At 49.2% G+C, this 19,792-nt stretch carries 16 protein-coding genes; 12 read left to right on the forward strand and 4 right to left on the reverse strand.

Translation table 11 applies throughout. From position 1 onward, the window contains the following. Positions 1-3: 3 nt before the first annotated feature. Entirely contained in the window at positions 4-1,170 is a 1,167-nt protein-coding gene (locus EJL91_RS10145; protein ID WP_125141812.1) for a M20 metallopeptidase family protein, read from the forward strand. Positions 1,171-1,186: 16 nt separating this feature from the next. Next, complete coding sequence (locus EJL91_RS10150; protein WP_125141813.1) at positions 1,187-2,713, forward strand: AbgT family transporter; 1,527 nt, start codon at positions 1,187-1,189, stop codon at positions 2,711-2,713. A gap of 84 nt (positions 2,714-2,797) precedes the next feature. Here EJL91_RS10150 and EJL91_RS10155 read toward each other — a convergent pair whose 3' ends face one another. Both EJL91_RS10155 and EJL91_RS10160 read right to left on the reverse strand, forming a co-directional pair. Next, entirely contained in the window at positions 2,798-4,231 is a 1,434-nt protein-coding gene (locus EJL91_RS10155; protein WP_243125300.1) for a YfcC family protein, read from the reverse strand. Continuing rightward, entirely contained in the window at positions 4,224-5,411 is a 1,188-nt protein-coding gene (locus EJL91_RS10160) for a M20 family metallopeptidase (RefSeq protein WP_164516804.1), read from the reverse strand. Before EJL91_RS10160 ends, EJL91_RS10155 begins: the two co-directional genes overlap by 8 nt. 202 nt (positions 5,412-5,613) lie before the next feature. Here EJL91_RS10160 and EJL91_RS10165 point away from each other — a divergent pair, with 202 nt between their 5' ends. Then, positions 5,614-6,951, forward strand: coding sequence for a helix-turn-helix domain-containing protein (locus tag EJL91_RS10165; protein ID WP_125141816.1), 1,338 nt, complete (start codon positions 5,614-5,616; stop codon positions 6,949-6,951). Between the two features lie 55 nt (positions 6,952-7,006). Here the strand turns inward: EJL91_RS10165 and EJL91_RS10170 are convergent, their stop codons facing one another. Both EJL91_RS10170 and EJL91_RS10175 read right to left on the reverse strand, forming a co-directional pair. Continuing rightward, complete coding sequence (locus EJL91_RS10170) at positions 7,007-7,840, reverse strand: class II fructose-bisphosphate aldolase (protein ID WP_164516805.1); 834 nt, start codon at positions 7,838-7,840, stop codon at positions 7,007-7,009. Positions 7,841-7,905: 65 nt separating this feature from the next. Further along, the gene (locus EJL91_RS10175) at positions 7,906-8,799 is read right to left on the reverse strand and encodes a carbohydrate kinase family protein (protein ID WP_125141818.1); all 894 of its coding nucleotides are present in this window, start codon (positions 8,797-8,799) and stop codon (positions 7,906-7,908) included. A gap of 356 nt (positions 8,800-9,155) precedes the next feature. On the opposite strand from EJL91_RS10175, the gene EJL91_RS10180 reads away from it, so the two are divergent. The 9 genes from EJL91_RS10180 to EJL91_RS10220 all read left to right on the forward strand — a co-directional run bounded on the left by EJL91_RS10180 (position 9,156) and on the right by EJL91_RS10220 (position 19,666). Next, positions 9,156-10,133: a LacI family DNA-binding transcriptional regulator gene (locus EJL91_RS10180; RefSeq protein ID WP_125141819.1), complete on the forward strand. Its 978-nt coding sequence runs from the start codon at positions 9,156-9,158 to the stop codon at positions 10,131-10,133. A gap of 1 nt (position 10,134) precedes the next feature. Beyond that, entirely contained in the window at positions 10,135-11,067 is a 933-nt protein-coding gene (locus EJL91_RS10185; protein ID WP_125141820.1) for a PfkB family carbohydrate kinase, read from the forward strand. Positions 11,068-11,080: 13 nt separating this feature from the next. Beyond that, entirely contained in the window at positions 11,081-12,424 is a 1,344-nt protein-coding gene (locus tag EJL91_RS10190) for a four-carbon acid sugar kinase family protein (protein WP_125141821.1), read from the forward strand. Between the two features lie 29 nt (positions 12,425-12,453). Further along, positions 12,454-12,831 (forward strand): hypothetical protein, encoded by a 378-nt coding sequence (locus tag EJL91_RS10195; protein WP_125141822.1) that lies wholly within the window; start codon positions 12,454-12,456, stop codon positions 12,829-12,831. Positions 12,832-13,503: 672 nt separating this feature from the next. Next, complete coding sequence (locus tag EJL91_RS10200; RefSeq protein WP_125141823.1) at positions 13,504-14,559, forward strand: tripartite tricarboxylate transporter substrate binding protein; 1,056 nt, start codon at positions 13,504-13,506, stop codon at positions 14,557-14,559. 197 nt (positions 14,560-14,756) lie between these two features. Then, positions 14,757-15,212, forward strand: coding sequence for a tripartite tricarboxylate transporter TctB family protein (locus tag EJL91_RS10205; protein WP_125141824.1), 456 nt, complete (start codon positions 14,757-14,759; stop codon positions 15,210-15,212). A 15-nt stretch (positions 15,213-15,227) separates the two neighbouring features. Next, complete coding sequence (locus tag EJL91_RS10210; protein WP_125141825.1) at positions 15,228-16,733, forward strand: tripartite tricarboxylate transporter permease; 1,506 nt, start codon at positions 15,228-15,230, stop codon at positions 16,731-16,733. A gap of 800 nt (positions 16,734-17,533) precedes the next feature. Beyond that, positions 17,534-18,736 (forward strand): CaiB/BaiF CoA transferase family protein, encoded by a 1,203-nt coding sequence (locus tag EJL91_RS10215; RefSeq protein ID WP_125141826.1) that lies wholly within the window; start codon positions 17,534-17,536, stop codon positions 18,734-18,736. 147 nt (positions 18,737-18,883) lie between these two features. After that, positions 18,884-19,666, forward strand: a complete 783-nt coding sequence (locus EJL91_RS10220; protein ID WP_341466984.1) for an enoyl-CoA hydratase-related protein — start codon at positions 18,884-18,886, stop codon at positions 19,664-19,666. Positions 19,667-19,792 lie beyond the last annotated feature (126 nt).

Here is a 19,792-nt window from a genome sequence, read left to right on the forward strand (position 1 = left end):
GATATGGATTTTGGAGAGGTTTGCAAGAAATATGAGGAATATGTAATTGAGATGCGGCGCGGTTTTCACCGCCATCCGGAGTTGTCCAAAAAGGAGAGCAGAACGTCGGAGACAGTCCGAAAGGAGCTGCAACGCATGGGAATTCCCTATGTGACCGTGGACGGATATAACGTGATTGGAACGGTAGGCAAAGGAACGTCGGGAAAGACGCTGGCTATCAGGGCCGATATGGACGCGCTGATGGTGACGGAAAAAACGGATCTGCCTTTTAAGTCCGAGAACGAGGGCGTGATGCATGCCTGCGGCCATGACGGACACACGGCTATGCTGCTGGGCGCCGCCGCGGTACTTAAGGAGTATGAGGGGGAGATAGACGGTTCCGTAAAACTGTGTTTTCAGACGGCCGAGGAGGAGAACAGCGGAGCACAGCAAATCGTGGCGTATCTGAAAGAGAACGGAGGAGTGGATCAGGCAATCGGCCTCCACATCTGGCCGAACGTACCGGTGGGGCAGATTGTCCTGATGCCGGACCGCTGCATGGCCGGCTGTATCGGGTATCATGTGGATCTGCTCGGCGAGGGCGGCCATGGTTCCAGGCCGGATTTGGTGAAGGATCCGGTGAAGGCGGCCTGTGATCTCGTTCTCAAATTTGCATCGATACCGGGAAATTATTATGACATTACGGATCCGTGTGTCGTATCTACCGGTTACGTGAACGCCGGAACCTACAGCAATGTATTTCCGTCATCGGCCTATATCGAAGGTTCCTGCCGTTACTTTAAGGTCGGCGGGGAAGTGCAGATTATAGAAAAAATGCAGATGATGGTGGACGGTGTGTCAAAAGCATACGGCGTGGAAGGAAACATGAGTATCTGGCCTCCCTACTCACCGGTTGTAAACACACCGGAGCTGGTCGGCAAGGCCGGAAAAACGGTGGATGAGGTGGAAGGGCTTGAGGTGAAAAAGACGGCCGATTTGATTATGGCATCGGAGAACTTCAGCGAATTTCTAAAAGAATTCCCGGGATTTTTTGCGATTCTGGGAGGGGGGAATGAGGCTGCGGGCAAGTGTTATGAGCTGCACAGCGACAAATTCGACTTCGATGAGGCTGCGCTGAGAATGGGGTATGAGTTCATGGCCCGCTACGCTTATGAGTACGTGAAGAGATAAGGATGGAGGTATTAGTATGGAAAATCAGGCGACTGAAAACAACGGCAAACTGAAGGGCGTACTGGCAAAGGTGGAGTATTGGGGAAACAAGATGCCCCATCCCCTTCTCCTGTTCACCTATCTGCTTGGAATCGTATTTGTACTGTCATTCATCATGTCCAAGATGGGTATTACGACGGTGCATCCTTCCACAGGGGAAACCATCAACGTAATCAATATGCTCAGCATCGAAGGGCTGATTGATTTCATGAAAAACTTTGTATCTAATTTCCAGGGATTCGCAGTGCTGGGAATCTGCCTGACTATCGGCGTTGTGACAGGCCTGTGCGACAATACGGGATTTTTTACAAGCGCAATCCAAATGTCGCTCGGCAATGTAAAGGGCAACATCGTAGTCTTTGTAATCGCAATCATCGCATGTATTGCAAACCAGACGAGCGAGGCGGCGTTTGTACTGATTCCGGCCATTGCGGGCGCCATATTCTACGGTATGGGAAGACATCCCCTGGCGGGAGTGTTCCTGGGTTACGCATCGGCCTGCTCCGGATTCTCAACCTCAATCCTCCCGGGTTCCGCCGAGGTGTTCCTCACACCGCTGATTAACGAATCGGCGCACATGATAGACGAGAGCTACAATATGTCCATCCTGGGAAGCTACTTCTTCCTGTTTGTCTCCGCTTTCCTGGTGGCCGGAGTGGCAACCTTCGTGACTGTAAAAATCGTGGAGCCGAGACTTGGAACTTACAGCCAGCCCGGAATGGAAGTGAAAACCTCCGATCTGACGGACGTCCAGAAATCCGCCACAAAAAAAGCGGGAATTGCCGTTCTGGTTTATCTCGTCATCCTGATTGGAATCTGCATTCCGAAGAGCAGCTTTCTGAGAGGGGCGGGCGGTTCCCTGATCGACGGCGCGCCGCTGATGGACTGCCTTGTGTTCTTCCTTCTGCTTCTGTTCTTTATCCCCGGCATTGTCTACGGAAAGGCAACCGGCCAGATTAAGAAGGCGGGCGACGCGGCCAACTTCCTCTATGACGGAGTAAAACCGTTTGCACCGTTTATTGTAAATGCAATGATTATCGCGCAGTTCCTGAAAGTATTCGACAAGAGCAACATTGGAAAAGTAATCGCCATCAACGGAGGCCAGTGGCTGAAGACGCTCCCGCTTCCATCCTGGATGATTGCAATCGCATTCCTTCTTCTGATTGCTCTTATTAACCTGATGATTGCCAGCGTTACGACGAAGTATCTGATTTTCGGGCCGATTTTCATTCCGATGCTGATGCAGATCGGCATGAACCCGGCATTCACGATTGCCGTTTACCGTCTCGGCGACTGTGTAACCAACAACCTGACTCCGATGATGCCCGCCTTTATCATTCTCCTCGGCACCTGCCAGAAGTATGATAAGAAATGCGGCATGGGGACTATATTCTCCAATATGCTGCCCTACACAATCGGACTGTTCCTCATCTTCGTGGTTCAGATCGTGCTTTGGGTCGTATTAAATCTTCCGGTCGGTGTCGGAACCGGTGTCTGGCTGTAAGTAATAATAAATAAATCAGTCCGTGAACGGCAGGGCAAGCTGAGCGTTCACGGACTGATTTTCTGATCTGCGGGCCGATTCCTTTTAGAACGGACCGAAGCCGGTAACGGTGGCGTAGGTCAGGAATACAAAGGCGGCAACCCACCAGAGGGCGAGCAGCGGGAGCATGAATTTTAACCACTTGTTATACGGAACGCCTGCAATTGCAAGGCAGGACATAGTCATGCCGCTGGCCGGGGTGATTGGGTTTGTAAAGGCGTCGCCGAACTGAAATGCCAGGACGGCCGTTTGCCTCGTAACGCCTACCAGATCCGCAAGAGGAGCCATGATTGGCATCGTGATGGCGGCCTGGCCGGAACCGGACGGAACAATGATGTTAAAGATATCCTGTACCACAAACATGCCGAAGGCGGTAAAGGTGGACGGCACCTTATTCAGTACGCTTGCAAGCGCATGGATGATGGTATCCATGATGTTGGCGTCGGTCATGATGATGGTCGTGGCTTTGCAGAGACCCACCATAAGGCAGGGGAGCAGCATATTGGAGCAGCCTTTTACAAAGCTGTCGGCAACCTGGGCCGGTTTCAATCCGCCGATGACGCCTGCGACGATTCCCATAATCAGGAAGAGCGCGGCCAGCTCGTCAATATAAAAGCCGAGTTTCGTGACGCCGATCACTAGACAGACGATGGTGAGCAGGAAGGTGAGGAGCACCAGCTTGTGGCGCCCGGTCAGACTTTCCACCGTATTCACGTCGAGATCCAGGACGCGGTGGCTGTCGTACTCATACATTGGGCTGGACTGAGGATTTTTCTTTACTTTCAGTGCATACCGCATCACATAACAGATATTGATAACCAGAAGAACTGCGAAAATCAGCAGACGGTAGCCGATGCCGGAGAAAATAGGCAGGCCCGCGATCCCCTGGGCTACGCCGACGGTAAATGCGTTGGTACATCCTGCGCCGTAACCCGCGCCGACGGAAGCAAAGATAATCGCTACGGCGGTCATGGAGTCAAATCCCATAGCAAGGCAGATGGTGAGGACCAGGGGAAGGAAAGCCAGATATTCCTCGTTGTTGGCCGCAAAAGCAGCGCCACAGCCGAAGACGATCATACAGACGGGAACCAGAAGAAGTTCCCGGCCCTGCATCTTTCTGACGAGGGCGGCCATGCCCGACTTAATCGCGCCGGTGGCTTCCATAATACCAAAGGCGCCGCCGATGATAAACAGGAAGGAGATAATGCTGCTTCCGCCCTGGATTCCCAATGTAACCGATTTGAACACGTCAAACAGGCCGATGGGACTCTGGGTTATGTAATGGAAGGTGCTTGGATCCACTACCATACGTCCGGTGCCGGGGTCTTCGATCCGGTCAAACATGCCGGCCGGTACGAAATAGCTGGCCAGGGCGCTGACAAGGATAATGCATGCAATAATAATGATTGGATTGGGAGCCTTAAAAGCTTTTTGGCCTCCGTCACTTTTTTTGGCAGTGATAGAAGTGGGTTTACTCATGTTTTTCCTCCTTTGTGAATTCATCTGTTTCCATGATAACGGCGGTAATCAGCGCGGTGCGCTCAAAGAGTGAAGCGACCTCGGCGCATTCTGATTTGGTGTGCGCCCCGGTTCCTTTGACGCCGAAGGAGCAGACCGTCGGAGCGCCCGCCAGCGCCAGATATGCCGCATCGGAATTGCCTCCTAGAAAAGCGCCCTCCATCGGAGTGATTCCAATATCCTCTGCAACCCGGTTGACGAACCCGAGCAGCGCCCGGTTGGCCGGGGTGTCTTCGAAGGCCGGGATGGAGGAGATGAACTCTGCTTCCGTCCGTGTTCCCTCTATATAAGTTTCGCTGCATATGTCGAGTATCTTCCTGCGGACCGGTTCCTGATCACTGATCCGGTTGAACCGGATATCCAATTCGGCTGTGCACCGGTCGGGAATGGCATTTGATACAACGCCGCCGTGGATGACATTGACACTGACCACAACGCCCCTGTCGTACTCGGTAAGAGCCTGAAGCCGCGGAATCTTGAGCGCCATTTCGGCAATGGCGTTGCGTCCTTTCAGGAAGTCGTTTCCGACGTGGCTGGCGACCCCGTGTACCGTGATATGGCAGTCCATGCCCCCTTTGCGTCCAACGGACAGGGTATTGTCGGGACGGCCGATTTCCAGGTTGAGGGCATAGAGGGCGCCCTTTGCTTCGTCCAGGAGAATCTGGCCGGTGACGGCTCCGGCATGGCCGATTTCTTCATCTCCGCAGAGAATGATCTTGACCGGCCGTTTTTGAAACCCCAGATGGCGCAGGGCCTTAATGACATAAAGCATAATGACAACGCCGCCCTTCATGTCGATTACGCCCGGGCCGTAGGCGGTGCCGTCCTCTATGTAGAACGGATTTTCCGGAAAACTGCCCTCCGGAAAGACGGTGTCGACATGACCGCTCATGATAATCGGAGCGCCTGCGCGTTCCGGCCCGTCTTCGGCGACAAGCACATCCGAATTGCCTTTCGTATCAATCAGACGGCACCGGAGCCCCTCGGCCTCAAAACGGTCCCGAAGGAAGTGAATCACCCGGTTTACTTTTTCCGTTTCTTTGGAATATCCCTGCATATTGACAAGTGTTTCCCACAGTTCAATCATTTCCTCCCGGCGTTCTTCTATAAATTGTTCGACGGCAGGCATATAGCTCTTCAATATAAAAACCCCCTTATAATGTCCGAAAATAAGGCCGAAAATTTCTTTTTCCAAAATCTTCTGCATCCCCGCAGTAATCTTGAAAAATCAGCTGTTCCGGATCCGATTTTTGTGATAGGCTTATTATAAAAAAAGACAAATGTCCATAAAACTTCCAAAATTTGTCTTAAATTAGAAAGTGAGCGGTGGGGAGGAAACGGGTATGAAAATTGGTTTTATCGGAACTAGCATCAGAATGGATATCGTAAGAAAAATACTGGCCGAATATTTTCCCGAGGTGGAGGCGGAGATTTACGTGGATGAGGGATATATCTTCTCCTCAAAGACGGCGGATTATCTGGTCAGAATGCGCGAGAATATAGACGGAATGGTGTTTGGCGGTGAACTTCAGTATGAAATTTATCAGGACATTTTTTCAGGGCGCGTGCCGTGCACCCATATCAGGAAAGATTCTTCTTCCCTAATCAATGCGCTGCTGTCACTGGCGCAGAAGAAGGTGGACATCACGAAAATCAGCGTGGATAATTTTTCTTATGCCACGATCAGGCAGATTATGGAGGATGCCGGAGTGGAGAAGAACGATATTATCATTCTGCGCCGCCGGGCGTTCCGCAGCAATGAAGAAAAGTATTATGAGGATTTATTCAGGCAGCATATGGAGCTTTACCGGGCGGGCAAGACAACCGGCTGTGCGACGACCCTGAGCTTTGTCTACGACAGGCTCTGCGCGGAGGGAATTCCGGCCACCTATCTGCGGCCCACGACGGACAATATTGTCAAAACCATCAACCGGATCCATGAGCTTTACCGGGAGAAGCTGCAGAAAAAGGACGGGAGGCTGGCTGTTTTGCTGCTTAGGCTGACGCCCAGGGATGAGGTGGCCTACCAGTTTCAGAGCGAATATATTGAGAGCCATGAAAAGCTGAAGGCGGCGGAGGAGATCCATTATTTTGCCAAGAGCGCAGGCGCAACGGTTATCACACAGTCGGACGATCAGTTCACAATCATCATGAACCGAAGCGCCCTGATGGAATACACCAATGAGCTGCAGGCATTTCCCCTGCTCCATTTTATCAGGGATAACAGCGAGTGCGATTTCAGCCTGGGAATCGGCTTTGGCGACACGCCGGGGGACGCCAGGATGAATGCGGTGATGGCGCTCAAAAAGGCATGTCAGGTTCCGAAGAGCGGAACCTACATTGTCTATAACAATAAATCGGTCACCGGTCCCGTGGAGTTTGTCAGCCAGTCCGGCGGCAGTTCCGTCTGGGAGCGGGAACTCTTTTCCAGCCTGTCAAAATCCACCGGGATTTCCGAGGATAAGATAAGCCGCCTCTATATGATGCTGGAACGCAAGAAAAAACCGTTCTTTACGGTAAATGAGCTGTCCGCCTACCTGAATATCTCGGTGCGGGCCGCCAACCGCATTGCAAATGCACTGGAAGAGAATGGTCTGGTGAAGGTGGTCGGCCAGACGAATAAGGGGAAAGTGGGACGGCCGGGAAATTTGTATGAGTTTTTGTTTGTGGAGAAGGAGTGAGAAGAGGGTTAGACAGGATCAGAGGGACGGAAGTCATTATCCGTCCCTCTGGATTTTATCTTCTGGAGAACAGCCGGATTTTTTCCCGGACCAGCTCTTTGACGCAGCATTTCCCGCTGTTTGTCATGGTATAGTAATCTTCACTGCGGGACTCTGCGTTCAGGCCTTTCACATAGGACAGCCGGACTTCGGTTGCCACATTAATTTTGCGGATGCCTATCTCAATGGCGGTCTTAATCATATCTGCCGGTATGCCGGAACCTCCGTGCAGCACAAGGGGGGCGGGGCATACTTCCGCCACTTCCCGGAGCCTGCCGAAATCGAGGTTTGGCCGTCCTTTATAAAGACCATGGGCATTCCCGATTCCGACCGCGAGAGCGTCTACGTCCACTGCGGAGGTAAAATCAACGACATCCTGCACTTTAACCAGAAACGGTTTTGAATCGTCGTGGGAGATATTATCCTCAGAGCCAAGTATGGCTCCCAGCTCGGCTTCTACCGAAGCGCCTACGGCATGGGCGGCCTGTAACGTCTGTTTCGTTACGGCGATATTATCCGCCAGCGACAGCGTGGAACCGTCGATCATGACGGAGGAATAACCGGCCCGCAGCGCCTTAATGACCTGTTCGAAATTCTGGCCGTGATCCAGATGCAGGACAACGGGCGTTTTCATCTTTCCAGCCAAAAGAGTGACAATAGAAGCCAGCGCTTCCAGCTTTCCGTCCTTAATAGCGGCCTGCCCGACGGCGATGATGGAAGGGGCATTTTCCTCCTCGATTGTTTCCAATACAGCCTGGGCTATTTCAAGAGTATCTACATTAAAAGCCGGTATGGCAATCTTTTTTTCTTCCGCAATCGGAAAAACTTCATTCATTGTAACGAGAGACATATGTACTTCCTTTCTACTTTTTAAATTTCCCGCAAAGAGTGGGGCGGCGTTATGGCCGCTTTGTATTACATAAACTGCATGACTTTTTCCATCGGAGGTATCGCTGCGCGCCCTCCCAGACCTTCGCAGGACAGGCTTGCAAAAATATTGGAAAATTTCATACTGCGTCCGTAGTCCCATCCCTGGTTGATGCAGTAGAGGAAAGCTCCGTGGAAATTATCACCGGCGCCGGTCGTGTCCATAACCCGGACCGGGATGGTTTCTTCCTGGTAGAAGGTCTTCCCGTCACAGGCGCAGGAACCGGATTCGGCCGATGTTACGCAGGCGAACCCGGCGCCCTTTTCCACATAGAAACAGCAGGCCTCTTTTGGAGGCAGGCCGAGAGTGGACATGGCCGTCTTGTTGTCCGGAATATAAAAATCCGCATAGGGGAGCAGTTCCAGAGCGAGATCCTTTGGAATGTTTCCCCCGTCAATGGAGATCAGGGCTTCTGTATGCTTTTTGCAATATGCGCACAGTTCCAGCATGGTTTCCGGGTTCATGACGCCGAGATGGATGATCCTGCTGGATTTTAAAATGTTTTTGTCAATCATGGGAAAAGTCAGCTTTTCAATACAGCCGCCGAAGCAAGTAAGACAGCGCCTGCCATCCTGTTCTACCTGAATCATGCTGGTAGAGGAGTAATGATCTTTTATGGCAAACAGCTTTAAATACTGAAAATTCTGTCTTTGTAAATCACTCCTGATGAAATTGCTGGTGTCATCATCGCCGACGGCGGTGATAATTCCGGTAATTCCTCCAAGACTCTGGTGTGCTGCCGCCGCGGTGCTTGATACACCGCCGCACGCGGTGGTGAAATAGCTGGCGGCAATACGCTGGTCACTTGCCGGAGGCGCATTGACAAGCATTAGGATGTCCTTGGTACTTGAACCAATGAACAGACTGTCAAGCGAATGCATAAATCCTCCTAATATAAAGTTGATTTACAAATGAAAACGAATATCGTAATAGGATGTGATAAGGTATTGATTAACTTGATTGTAAAACCGGGGATGGAAAATGTCAAACACTTTTTGCGATAATTTTAAAATAGAATGTAAACGTATAACTATAAAATGTAAAAACGCATCAATAAAAAATGAAATATGTTGCATCCCGCCATTGACTTTTTGTCCGGCTGTGCCTAAAATAGAAAATAAGTAAACGACACAGATTAAAAAGTAAACAGGCAACAAATAACCAATGCGCAAACCGTGGTTCTGCGGGCCGGGGTATTGCTCTGCGCGCATTGAAGAACAGTGTGAGGAGGAATCCCATGGTAACAATGAAAGATGTTGCAAAAGCTGCAGGCGTCAGCGTTGCAACTGTTTCCAGAGTGATAGCCGGCGCGTCTTCCGTATCTCCGGCTACTCAGAAGAAGGTAATGGACACAATAGAGGAGCTCCAATATTGCTCGAACAGTCTTGCAAGGGGACTCAGGCAGCAGCAGACGAATCTGGTGGCGGTCCTGCTCCGGGATATTTCCCATCCCCTCTACGGGGATATGCTGCGGGGGATTGAGGATGTCCTGAACACGAATGGATATATCCCGCTGTTTTTTAACTCGGACAACGACAGCTCATGCCAGGACGAGGCGTTCCAGTCGGTGCTGTCCATGGGCGTGGCGGGAGCGTTGGTAGCTCCCTGCAGCGATTATGAGGCTATTTACCAGAAGAGTTCGGCCCAGGATTTTCCTACCGTTTTTATTTCGGAGGGAAGGAATAAAGGGAAAAAGGAAAGCGCCTCCGGCAAGGTATACTGCGATACGTATAAAGCAGGCAGTATTGCGGCCGAGGCCTTTGCGGTGTCGGGCGTCAAGCGCTGTATTTACATAAGCGGAAAGAATGCTCCTGCGCTTAAGAAGGATTACCTGTACTCCGGCTTTTCCGAAAAATGCCGTGAAACCGGGATCATCTACAGCGCTACGGATGGGTTTCACAGGGAGGAAACGGCACAGCTTACCAGGCAGAACGGCAATTCCCTCGGGATACTGGCGCGCAGTAATTTCCAGGCTGTGGAAATTATTAATGCCATGAGGGAGGAAGGTTTCGGGATACCGGATGAAATTCGGGTCATAAGCTTTGAGAATACCATTTTGGCAAAAATGACTTCACCTGCCGTTTCCGTTCTCGGCGCGACAGGGTACCAGATTGGAATGTCGTCCGCCCAGCATTTGATTGGAATTATTCAGGGAAACAACAGAAAAGAGCCGGTGGTGCTGGAACCGAAATTAATACGGAGGGGGTCGTTGTAGAATGGCGTTAAAAGACAGGACAGATATCCTGGTAATCGGAAATCTGAACATGGATTTGATTTTTGAACAGCAGAACATACACCAGGATGCCAGAAAGAAAATCGGCGAATCCTTTTGCCTGGCTCCGGGAGGCAATGCCAACAACCAGACGGTGGCCGCATCCAGATGCGGGGTGACCGCGCGGCTGGCCGGGATGACGGGTGACGACTCATTCGGACAGCAGCTTCGGGAGTCCCTTGAAAAGGAGGGAATTTCCACGGAGCTTTTAAGAACCGTGGAAGGCGTAAGCACCGGCGTTTCTCTGATCATAACCTCCAGCAACCGGGAAAACCAGTACTGGGACGTGCTGGGAGCTAATGCGCAGATGGATACGGATTGTATCGAGCAGTTAAGGCCGTATATCAGTGAAGCGGGAATTCTTTTGATAGGTCTGGGAATTCCCGAAAAATCCATGATCCGCGCGATCGAGATAGCAAATGAAGCAGAAACAACGGTAATGTTTGTAGCTTACCAGTCCAAAACCTTTTCTTCTGATATTCTTGGAAGGATTGATGTGATGTTTTTAGACAGCTCGGAAGCCGGGAAACTGTCCGGCTGTGAGGTGACGAACTTAAAGAGCGCCCGGGTCGCGGCCAGCATGCTGCTGAAAGGCGGAGTAAAGCAGGCTGTGTTGATCCATATGAAATCAAAATTTCTGCTTCTTGCGGGTAATGACGGCTTCAGTCTTTTTGATGCTCCGAAGGAACCTATGGTGGATGCGTCCACGATGGACGATACCTTCTCCGGAGTGTTTGCCGCCTGCATTGTAAGAGGGATGGAGCTGGAAAAAGCGGCAGAAATTTCTTATGCGGCAGCAAATCTGTGCGGCAGCCGTTTTGGAGCGCAGACATCGATTCCGACAAAAGAGGAGATGCAAAAGATATTCGGCAGATAAAAGAGGGTATAAGATGGATGATTTTATCTGTAAAATTGTGGTTCTGGATGATGATCCGACGGGAATCCAGACGGTTAACGGGGTTTCTGTATATACAGACTGGTCGGAAAAAAGCATTAGGGAAGGATTTAGAGAAAAGAATAATCTCTTCTTTCTGCTGACCAATTCAAGGGCAATGACGGAAGAAGAGACAATCGCCACGCACCGCCTGATAGGGGAGCGTGTTGTTAAGGCATCGGAGGAATCCGGCATTCCGTTTCTCATTATCAGCAGGGGGGATTCAACCCTGAGAGGGCATTATCCTGCCGAGACAGAGACACTGCGCCGTACCATAGAGCAGGTTTCCGATATCCGCTATGACGGAGAGGTAATCTGTCCGTTTTTCCCGCAGGGAGGAAGATATACGTCCGGCAATATCCACTACGTATCAGACGGCGGCAGGCTTGTTCCGGCCGGTGAAACGGAATTTGCCCGTGATAAGACGTTTGGTTATAAAAATTCTCATCTGGGAAAATGGGTGGAGGAGAAGACAGGGGGAACGTATGCCTGGGAACGGCAATGCTACATTGAGCTTAAAACACTTCGAGACAGAGATTATAGCCGGATAGAGGAGCAGCTTTTTCAGGTGGGGGATTTTACCAAGATAATTGTTAACGCGATGAGCTATGAAGATCTGTATGTATTTAAGACTTCTCTGCTCCGCGCTATGAAGGCCGGGAAACATTTCCTGTTCAGGACTGCCGCCGCCTTTGTGCAAGTGATGGGAGGAATTGAAGAACGCAGCCTCCTGACCGCGGAAGAACTGGTGGAAGAGGGCGACCGCCGCGGAGGACTGGTTGTAATCGGTTCCCATGTAAACAGGACTACCGAACAGCTTACCGAACTGATGACCCTGGAAGAGGTGATCCCTGTGCCGTTTTATTCCGGGCTTGTCGGCCGTGCGGGTGAATTTGAGGCGGAGCAGGCCCGTGTGCAGGAGTGCATAGAGGAAGAACTGGAGGCCGGGCATACGGTTGCCGTATATACGGAGCGCCGCCTGCTTGTTCCGGATTCCGATGACCCGGAAGATGCCCTGAGACTGTCCCTTCTGATATCGGATGCAGTGACCGGATTTGTAAAAAAACTGAAGACGAGACCGCGCTTTATCATAGCCAAAGGGGGAATCACCTCGAGCGAAGTGGGCGTAAAAGGTCTAGGCGTGAAAAAGGCGTATGTGGCGGGGCAGATTCTGCCGGGCATCCCCGTGTGGAAAACCGGGGATGAGAGTAAATTCCCGGGCCTGCCCTATGTAATATTCCCCGGAAATGTGGGAGAAAAAGATTCATTGAAGAAGATAGTGTCGGATCTGATGAAGTGAGAAAGTCCGACGGAAAGTGAGGATATAAGATGGAGATTATAGAGAGAAAAAATATGCCTGTAGATGAACTGCCGGGCCGCGATATCCAGCGTGCAGTGGGGAAAAACAGCGCTTTTGAAAGCCGCGCCATGACGGTCGGATATGCCTCTTACAGCGCGAAGTGCGGCGTGATGGAACCTCACTGCCACGCGGAGGAGACGGTTGTAATTTTTGATGCTGAAAAAGGCCGCGTATGCTGGGGAGATACGAAGGATAATCTGACCCATAGCCGGGAACTGGAGCGCGGAATGATCCTCCATATTCCGGAAAATGAATGGCATGCTTTTTATTACGATGAGGGGGGCTTTGTAGATATTGTGTTTATTTACGGGACTTCCGATAATGTCAGGCCGGAAGACAATAAATAGGGGAATATTATAGAAAGATAAATACAACGATAAATAAAAAGAAAAGTAAAAAGACAGATACAAAGATAAATAAAAAGAAAAGTAAAAAGACAGATACAAAGATAAATAAAAAAATGCCTTGACCTTAAAAGGGATAAAAAGTGCGGGAATTACACCAGTGGGGTGGTTCCCGTACTTTTTTTGCGTGAATCCGGTCTGGTATGGGAATTCGGTCTGGTTTGATAGCTCGGTCCGGTTTGCAAATCCGGGCCAGTTTACGAATTCGCGATAGTTCACGGATAATGGCAGGTGGGAACCTGTTTTGAAATGTAACGGATGCAACAAATGTAATGAAAATATTATCATGAAAAAACAACAAAATGTGTAAGATAGACAAAAAACTATGTAGTATGGGAGGGTTAGTTCCATATTTTGGATAATATAACCTACTTTTTTTACAAAAATACATCTGTAAAAAGGTTTCATAGGTTTCAATATTGACTTTAAAAAGTGCGGGATATAATATAGAACTATAAATGATAAACGTTTACATTGCTCGTGATAAGGTGTTGTAAATGATGCATCAAAGACAGACAAACAGGTAGCGCTGCCGTTCTGTCTGTCCTATGTAACAACTGAAAAGAAGTGATTGTGTAACCATAATAAACAGATTGTTAGTTCAGGAGGAAACCTATGAAAAAATTAATGTCGTTAGCACTGGCAATGGCACTGACCGGAATGGCACTGGCGGGCTGTGGCAGCAAAACAACCGAACCGGCTGTGACGGGCGATGGAGTGGAAACGGAGGCTCCGAAAGCGCAGGCAGAGGAGACAAAGGAAGAAAAAGCGGCTCTGGATTATCCAAAGAATAATGTTAACGTGGTAGTTCAGTATTCAGCCGGGGGCCCTACGGATTTATCGGTGAGGAGCCTGTTGGATACCGGCGCTGAACAGCTTCCGTCGGGAGTTACCTTTGCAGTATCCAATGTGACGGGCGGCTCCGGCCTGATTGGCGTCAACCAGTTTGCCAATTCGAAAAACGACGGCTACACCCTGGGTGTCATCAATATTGACCTGGCTATTAATTATGCGCTGGGAAGAACAGAATTAAATCCGGCAGACTTTGAACCACTTTCCATGGCCCTGGCCGATCCTTATGCCTTATTAGTCGGCGCCGATGTGCCATACGATGATATAAAAGGATTTGTGGAATATGCAAAAGCGAACCCGGGAAAGGTGGTTGTGGGGGACAGCGGACTTGGTTCCGCCCCGTATCTTGCGGCAGTTGCAATCGAGAAAGAATTCGGCCTGGATGTTAAGCACGTATCTTTTGACGGTACGGCTGATATCATTACGGCAGTGGCCAACAAGACGGTGGATGTGATGTTTATCCAACCAGGTTCCGCTCTCAGCCAGATACAGGCGGGCAACATAAAAATGCTTGCAGTGCTGTCTGACGACAGAATGACAACCTACCCGGATGTACCGACGGCTAAAGAAGCTTATCCGGATCTCGATTTCCAGATTATCGGCTGGGTATGCCTTGCGGCACCAAAGGGAACACCGGCGGAAATCGTTGATTATTTAAAGGAAGTTTTAGGCGGAGCATCGGTTTCCGAACAGTATGCTGAGACACTGAACGGATTAAATATGCAGGCCATTTCCACAAAACCGGAAGAGCTTCCGGAATTCATCAAAGCCCAGGTTGCATTTTACCAGGAGATGTGCAAGGACATAGAGGTTGAATAATGATGTAAGAGGACTGTTTCGGCAGTATGGTTAAAAGATTCTTTTTCGTATTGTTTACGTTTACTTGATTTACATATCTGTTATTAATCTGTGATTTGTTTACTTGTTACTGCAGTTCATAGCTGGAACTTGCTGCCGCCGGGATGAAACGCCGGGCGGCAGCATGAATATGCCGATTGTTTTTAAGGAGGTATTTCGTGAAGAAATTCAATCTTGGTACAGCGCTGGTTATGATATTACTTTCAGTCGGCATTTTTTACCAGACAAAGGATATGCCGAAGACATTTAACCAGGCTCCGGGACCGGGATTCTGGCCCCGGCTGCTGGCTATCGCGATTTTTATTCTTTCGGCCGCCCTCGTTGTGCAGACCTATGCAGAAAAAATGGACTGGAAAGAGGCGCTTGTCGATGTAAAAACGCCGGGGGTGCAGAGAGTATTTATGCTGTTTGCCACATTCGCCGTTTTTGCTGTTTCACTTAATTATCTTGGTTTTATTATTACTTCTCTGATTTTTGTACCTGCAGTCATGCGGATACTGGGAGAAACACGGGTTAAATGGCTGTTTTTAACCAGTGTGGGGACGACGGCGTTTGTTTATGTGATTTTCGTAAAATGCCTTCGCCTTGTCCTTCCGGCTCCGTTTTTTATGTAAAGGAGGGAAAAGGGTATGGAAGCGTTAATTGGGGCGTTATCGGTCGCCTGCCAGCCTATGTATCTTCTTTATATCGCCGCGGGCACGCTGTTTGGGATTTTTGTCGGCGTCATGCCGGGGCTGTCTTCTGTTATGGGGCTGTCGATTATGCTGCCGTTTACGCTGACCTTAAAGGGAAGCGGCGGGATTCTGATGATGCTGGGGTTGTTCTGCGGAGCCATCTATGGGGGCTCCATAACGGCGATTCTGATTAATACGCCGGGCACAGCGAATTCAGCGGCGACCTGCCTGGACGGCAATCCGATGGCGATAAAGAAGGGGCAGCCGGGCCGGGCGCTGGGACTGTCTACAATGGCCTCCACCTTTGGCGGCCTGTTCAGCGCCGTGATGCTTTTGTGGACAGCGCCGCTGCTGTCGAAGTTTGCCATGAAGTTTACACCACCGGAGTATTTTGCAATGGCGGTATTTGGGTTGAGTATAGTTACCAGCGTTTCCAACAAAAACCTGCTAAAAGGGCTTTTGTCCGCGGTAATTGGACTGCTGCTCGCAACGATCGGCATTGATTCCATTGCCGGGACAACAAGGTTTACGTTCGGGACTATTTATCTGACAGGGGGAATTTCCTTTATTCCGGTGCTGATTGGGCTCTTTGCTTTTTCGCAGGGGCTGATAACGACGGAAGAGAATTTCGGGAAGCTGGTTAAAAAGGTAACGCCTAAAATCAAAAGGACGATACCGACCATGGAAGATGTAAAAAGGGTATTCCCCACCATGCTCCGCTCCTCTGTAATCGGAACGGTGATTGGTGCAATACCGGGAACGGGCGGCGATATAGCAAGCTGGGTTTCTTATAATGAGGCGAAGCGCTGGTCGAAACATCCGGAAGAATTCGGCAACGGCGCGCCGGAGGGGATAGCGGCGCCGGAAGCCGCCAATAATGCCATATCGGGAGGCGCATTGATTCCCCTGCTGACAATCGGCATCCCCGGTGACTCCGGAACGGCCGTCATGCTTGGCGCATTGATGATGCAGGGCATTATTCCCGGGCCTCTGCTGTTTACCGAACAGACCGACAAGGTGTACTTAATTATAGTGGGGCTGTTTCTGGCAAACATTTTTATGGGTCTTCTTGGGTTCGCGGGAATCAGGCTGTTTTCAAAAATCGTGGCAATACCCGACGTAATTCTGACTCCTATGATTTTTATTTTCTGTTTTGTGGGCACCTTTGCGATGAACCACAATATCAGTGATATTTTTCTGATGATCATTGCGGGTATTCTCGGATACTTTATGCTGAAAATGGATTTCTGTGTTCCGCCGCTGATTCTGGGCCTGATTTTAGGCAGGACTTTAGAAAGCAACCTGAGGAGGAGCCTGGTGCTTTCGGACGGCAGTCCTATTATCTTTTTGCAGAGGCCGATTGCGTTAGTGCTTTTGATAGCGGCGTTTCTATCGCTTATTTATCCGATTGTGCTGCCTTATATGCGGAAAAGGGGAGGGAAAGAGAGGCAGAGCCGCTAATGTTTGAAGCCTCAGAGACAGTTCCCCAAAAGCGGAAGCCCGCCAGAGGGCAGCAGCATGAATTTGAGCCAATTGGGAAGGGACGGATGGGGAATTCATATGAGTTCTTGTCTGTTAAAATGAAGTAAAGAGATTACTATAAGAGTAGAGGGACGGAATTAGTTTTCCGTCTCTTTTTTTATATTATTAGGAAAGTACACCTATGATATAAAAAAGCCCTCCGGGCAGGAACGCACTGCGGCGGAGAGAAATTATGCCGCTAAAGCGACCCGCCGCAGAATCCCGCTTGGGGGATTTTTACTTGCTGTAAATTTCTTGGCTTTGCTGTGTATGAGAACTGAGTATCGATATACAAAAATATGCACAATTTCCTAAAATGAGCCAGAATCAGTGCAACTGTGCAAAAGTGCACAATGCCATGCACATAAGAGAATGTGCAAATATCCGTTTGCACATAAAAGTGGATCCTACGGAACTGTTCACCAGGCGAATGAGAGTACTTTTTAATAAAGTTAACAAAACTGCTTTTGGTGGCATAGAACTTGCTTATATTACATATAGAAGCCTGTATTTTACAAGCATAAAAATGCAGACACATCGGAGAATAGCAGAAATTAGGCATCTCATCTGTTGCAGTGAGTATACGGTTCCGCGATAAAGAACGCCGGCAAGATTTCACGGAAATAAACGGGAGTGTGTTGAATTCAGTGCGAAATTCTCTGGAGAAAATAAAAGTAATTATAAAAAGCCAGAAGCCTGCACACGCAGTGCAGATGGTCTTTGTAAAGGAGCAATTAACTATGAAGCCAATGGAGCGTATCCGGGTAATTGAATTATCCACCATGTTAGCGGGGCCAATGACTGCACGTATTCTGGCGGAGTGGGGGGCAGATGTCATCAAGGTAGAGTCCTTTAATGGAGATGCCTGGCGCAAACAAGCCGGAACTACTATGTCGCCCTGCACAGAAACTGCAAATCCTAATTTTGACATGCAGAACTTAAATAAAAGATTTGTTTCTTTGAATATGAGAACAAAACAAGGACATGACGCTATGATGAAATTGTTGGAGGGAGCGGATGTACTAGTCACAAATTACCGTATTCAGGCCCTTAAGGCAATGGGACTTTCTTATAAACAGTTAAAAACAGAGTTTCCGCGGCTGATCCATGCTTCAGTTCTGGGATATGGAGCAGAGGGGCCGGATAAAGACCGTCCCGGTTATGATTATACGGCATTTTTCTCAAGGACGGGAATCATGGCCGATTTGCCGCCGGCCGGAGCCGGCCCATTGGTTCCTATTGGGGGAGTCGGGGATCATAGTGTGGCGGTTGCCTTGGCGGGAGGAATTGCAGCAGCACTGTACCGTCGTGAAATCACAGAAGAGGGTGATAAAGTAGAGGTGTCACTGGTACAATCGGGAGTTTTTATTGGCAGTACCGGTGTTCTCAATGGATTTAATGGCCGTAAATTGCCTAGGAACAGATATGATTGCGGCCACGCGGGCAGCAATACCTACCAAGGTTCAGATGGGGAATGGTTCTATCTGGCGGTAATTGATTACCGAAGATTTTCAGAATTTTGTGAAGTGATAGGAGTACCGGATATAGCTAAAAATCCCAAGTATGCCACAGTGGAAGAATATTACAAAAACAAGGCTGAATTAACCAAAATTTTTGACGGCGTTTTTGCCAGACATCCAGTATCATACTGGCATGATCTTCTAGAGGCCCATGATCTACCGCATGAAATTTTGCGCCATTTTAAGGATGTTCCGGAGGACCCTCAGGTTCAGGCGAACCACTATGCTTATTATTACGAATATGAAGACGGAACGAAAACAGTATTTGTAAATGGACCGGTTCATTTTGGTTCGGTGGACCCGGCAGCGATTCCCTGCCGGACGTCTGGAGGAATCGGACGCGATACAAAAAATGTGTTAAAGGAAATTGGTTATACAGAAGAGCAGATTGCGAAGATGCTGGAGGCTCAGGAAATTAAATAATAATGCTCGTTGGTACATGAAGAATACCCTGCCCATCAAGTCCTGAGGAGCAGATATACAAATATTCAAAATACTTCGAACCCCGAAAGAGAAATGTCACATCTATTGCTTTAAGTAAAGCAGAGTACATGAGAAAGGAGCATGAATATGAAGTTCGAGAACATTCTCTATGAAGTAAAAGATGGAATATTATATTTAACACTAAACCGGCCTGAGGCGAGAAACGCCTTGACACCGGGAATGTGGCGGGATATCCGGACTGCAGCAGAGACAGCCGCAGCAGATGAATCTGTAAAGGTTGTAATTGTGTCAGGCGCAGGAGATAAAGCTTTAGCAAGTGGTGCAGATATCCGTGAAATCCATGACCGGCCTACATTAAATATGTTGCAGGGGACTTCCACTGTGGCGCTGAAAGCGCTGGAGGAACTGTATAAACCGGTGATATGCGCGATAAATGGTTATGCACTTGGAGGAGGTTGTGAGTTATCCATGGCATGTGACATCAGAATTGCGACAAAGCGATCTAAATTCGGCCAGCCAGAAACAAATTTAAGCATTATTCCAGGCGCCGGCGGCACGCAGCGCCTGGCAAGGCTGATTGGAACGGGACGTGCAAAAGAACTGATTTTTACAGGAAGAATTATTACTGCGGAAGAAGCGATGTTGATGGGGCTGGTCAACCAGGTGACAGAAGACACAAGGAAAGATGTAATGGAGGCCGCCCAAAATATGGCTGTCAAAATTATGAAAAAGGGTCCTGTGTCGATTACTTTGGCAAAGATGGCAATTAATGTGGGGATGGATACGGACATCAATACCGGGCTCCTCTTTGAACGGGTGGCACAGACAGTCGCGTTCGGATGTGAAGACAGGAAAGAAGGAACCGCTGCCTTTCTTGAAAAAAGAGAGGCAAAGTTTACCGGTCGTTGAGCAGTGAACTGCAAATCAACAGTAGGAATTTAAAACAAGAACATATATTTTTGAAAAAAGACAATCAATATGAAACCAATGTATGGTGTAAGCATGTGGTATAGCGATGAAGCCATAAAAAACGTA

The sequence above is a fragment of the Clostridium transplantifaecale genome (assembly GCF_900626075.1).
In the GTDB taxonomy this organism is placed as follows: Bacteria; Bacillota; Clostridia; order Lachnospirales; family Lachnospiraceae; genus Otoolea; species Otoolea transplantifaecalis.

Coding starts and splice junctions, on each gene's coding strand:
- EJL91_RS10145 (WP_125141812.1), top strand. CDS start 4: ATGGATTTTGGAGAGGTTTGCAAGAAATATGAGGAATATGTAATTGAG.
- EJL91_RS10150 (WP_125141813.1), top strand. CDS start 1,187: ATGGAAAATCAGGCGACTGAAAACAACGGCAAACTGAAGGGCGTACTG.
- EJL91_RS10155 (WP_243125300.1), bottom strand. CDS start 4,231: ATGAGTAAACCCACTTCTATCACTGCCAAAAAAAGTGACGGAGGCCAA.
- EJL91_RS10165 (WP_125141816.1), top strand. CDS start 5,614: ATGAAAATTGGTTTTATCGGAACTAGCATCAGAATGGATATCGTAAGA.
- EJL91_RS10170 (WP_164516805.1), bottom strand. CDS start 7,840: ATGTCTCTCGTTACAATGAATGAAGTTTTTCCGATTGCGGAAGAAAAA.
- EJL91_RS10175 (WP_125141818.1), bottom strand. CDS start 8,799: ATGCATTCGCTTGACAGTCTGTTCATTGGTTCAAGTACCAAGGACATC.
- EJL91_RS10180 (WP_125141819.1), top strand. CDS start 9,156: ATGGTAACAATGAAAGATGTTGCAAAAGCTGCAGGCGTCAGCGTTGCA.
- EJL91_RS10185 (WP_125141820.1), top strand. CDS start 10,135: ATGGCGTTAAAAGACAGGACAGATATCCTGGTAATCGGAAATCTGAAC.
- EJL91_RS10190 (WP_125141821.1), top strand. CDS start 11,081: ATGGATGATTTTATCTGTAAAATTGTGGTTCTGGATGATGATCCGACG.
- EJL91_RS10195 (WP_125141822.1), top strand. CDS start 12,454: ATGGAGATTATAGAGAGAAAAAATATGCCTGTAGATGAACTGCCGGGC.
- EJL91_RS10200 (WP_125141823.1), top strand. CDS start 13,504: ATGAAAAAATTAATGTCGTTAGCACTGGCAATGGCACTGACCGGAATG.
- EJL91_RS10210 (WP_125141825.1), top strand. CDS start 15,228: ATGGAAGCGTTAATTGGGGCGTTATCGGTCGCCTGCCAGCCTATGTAT.
- EJL91_RS10215 (WP_125141826.1), top strand. CDS start 17,534: ATGAAGCCAATGGAGCGTATCCGGGTAATTGAATTATCCACCATGTTA.
- EJL91_RS10220 (WP_341466984.1), top strand. CDS start 18,884: ATGAAGTTCGAGAACATTCTCTATGAAGTAAAAGATGGAATATTATAT.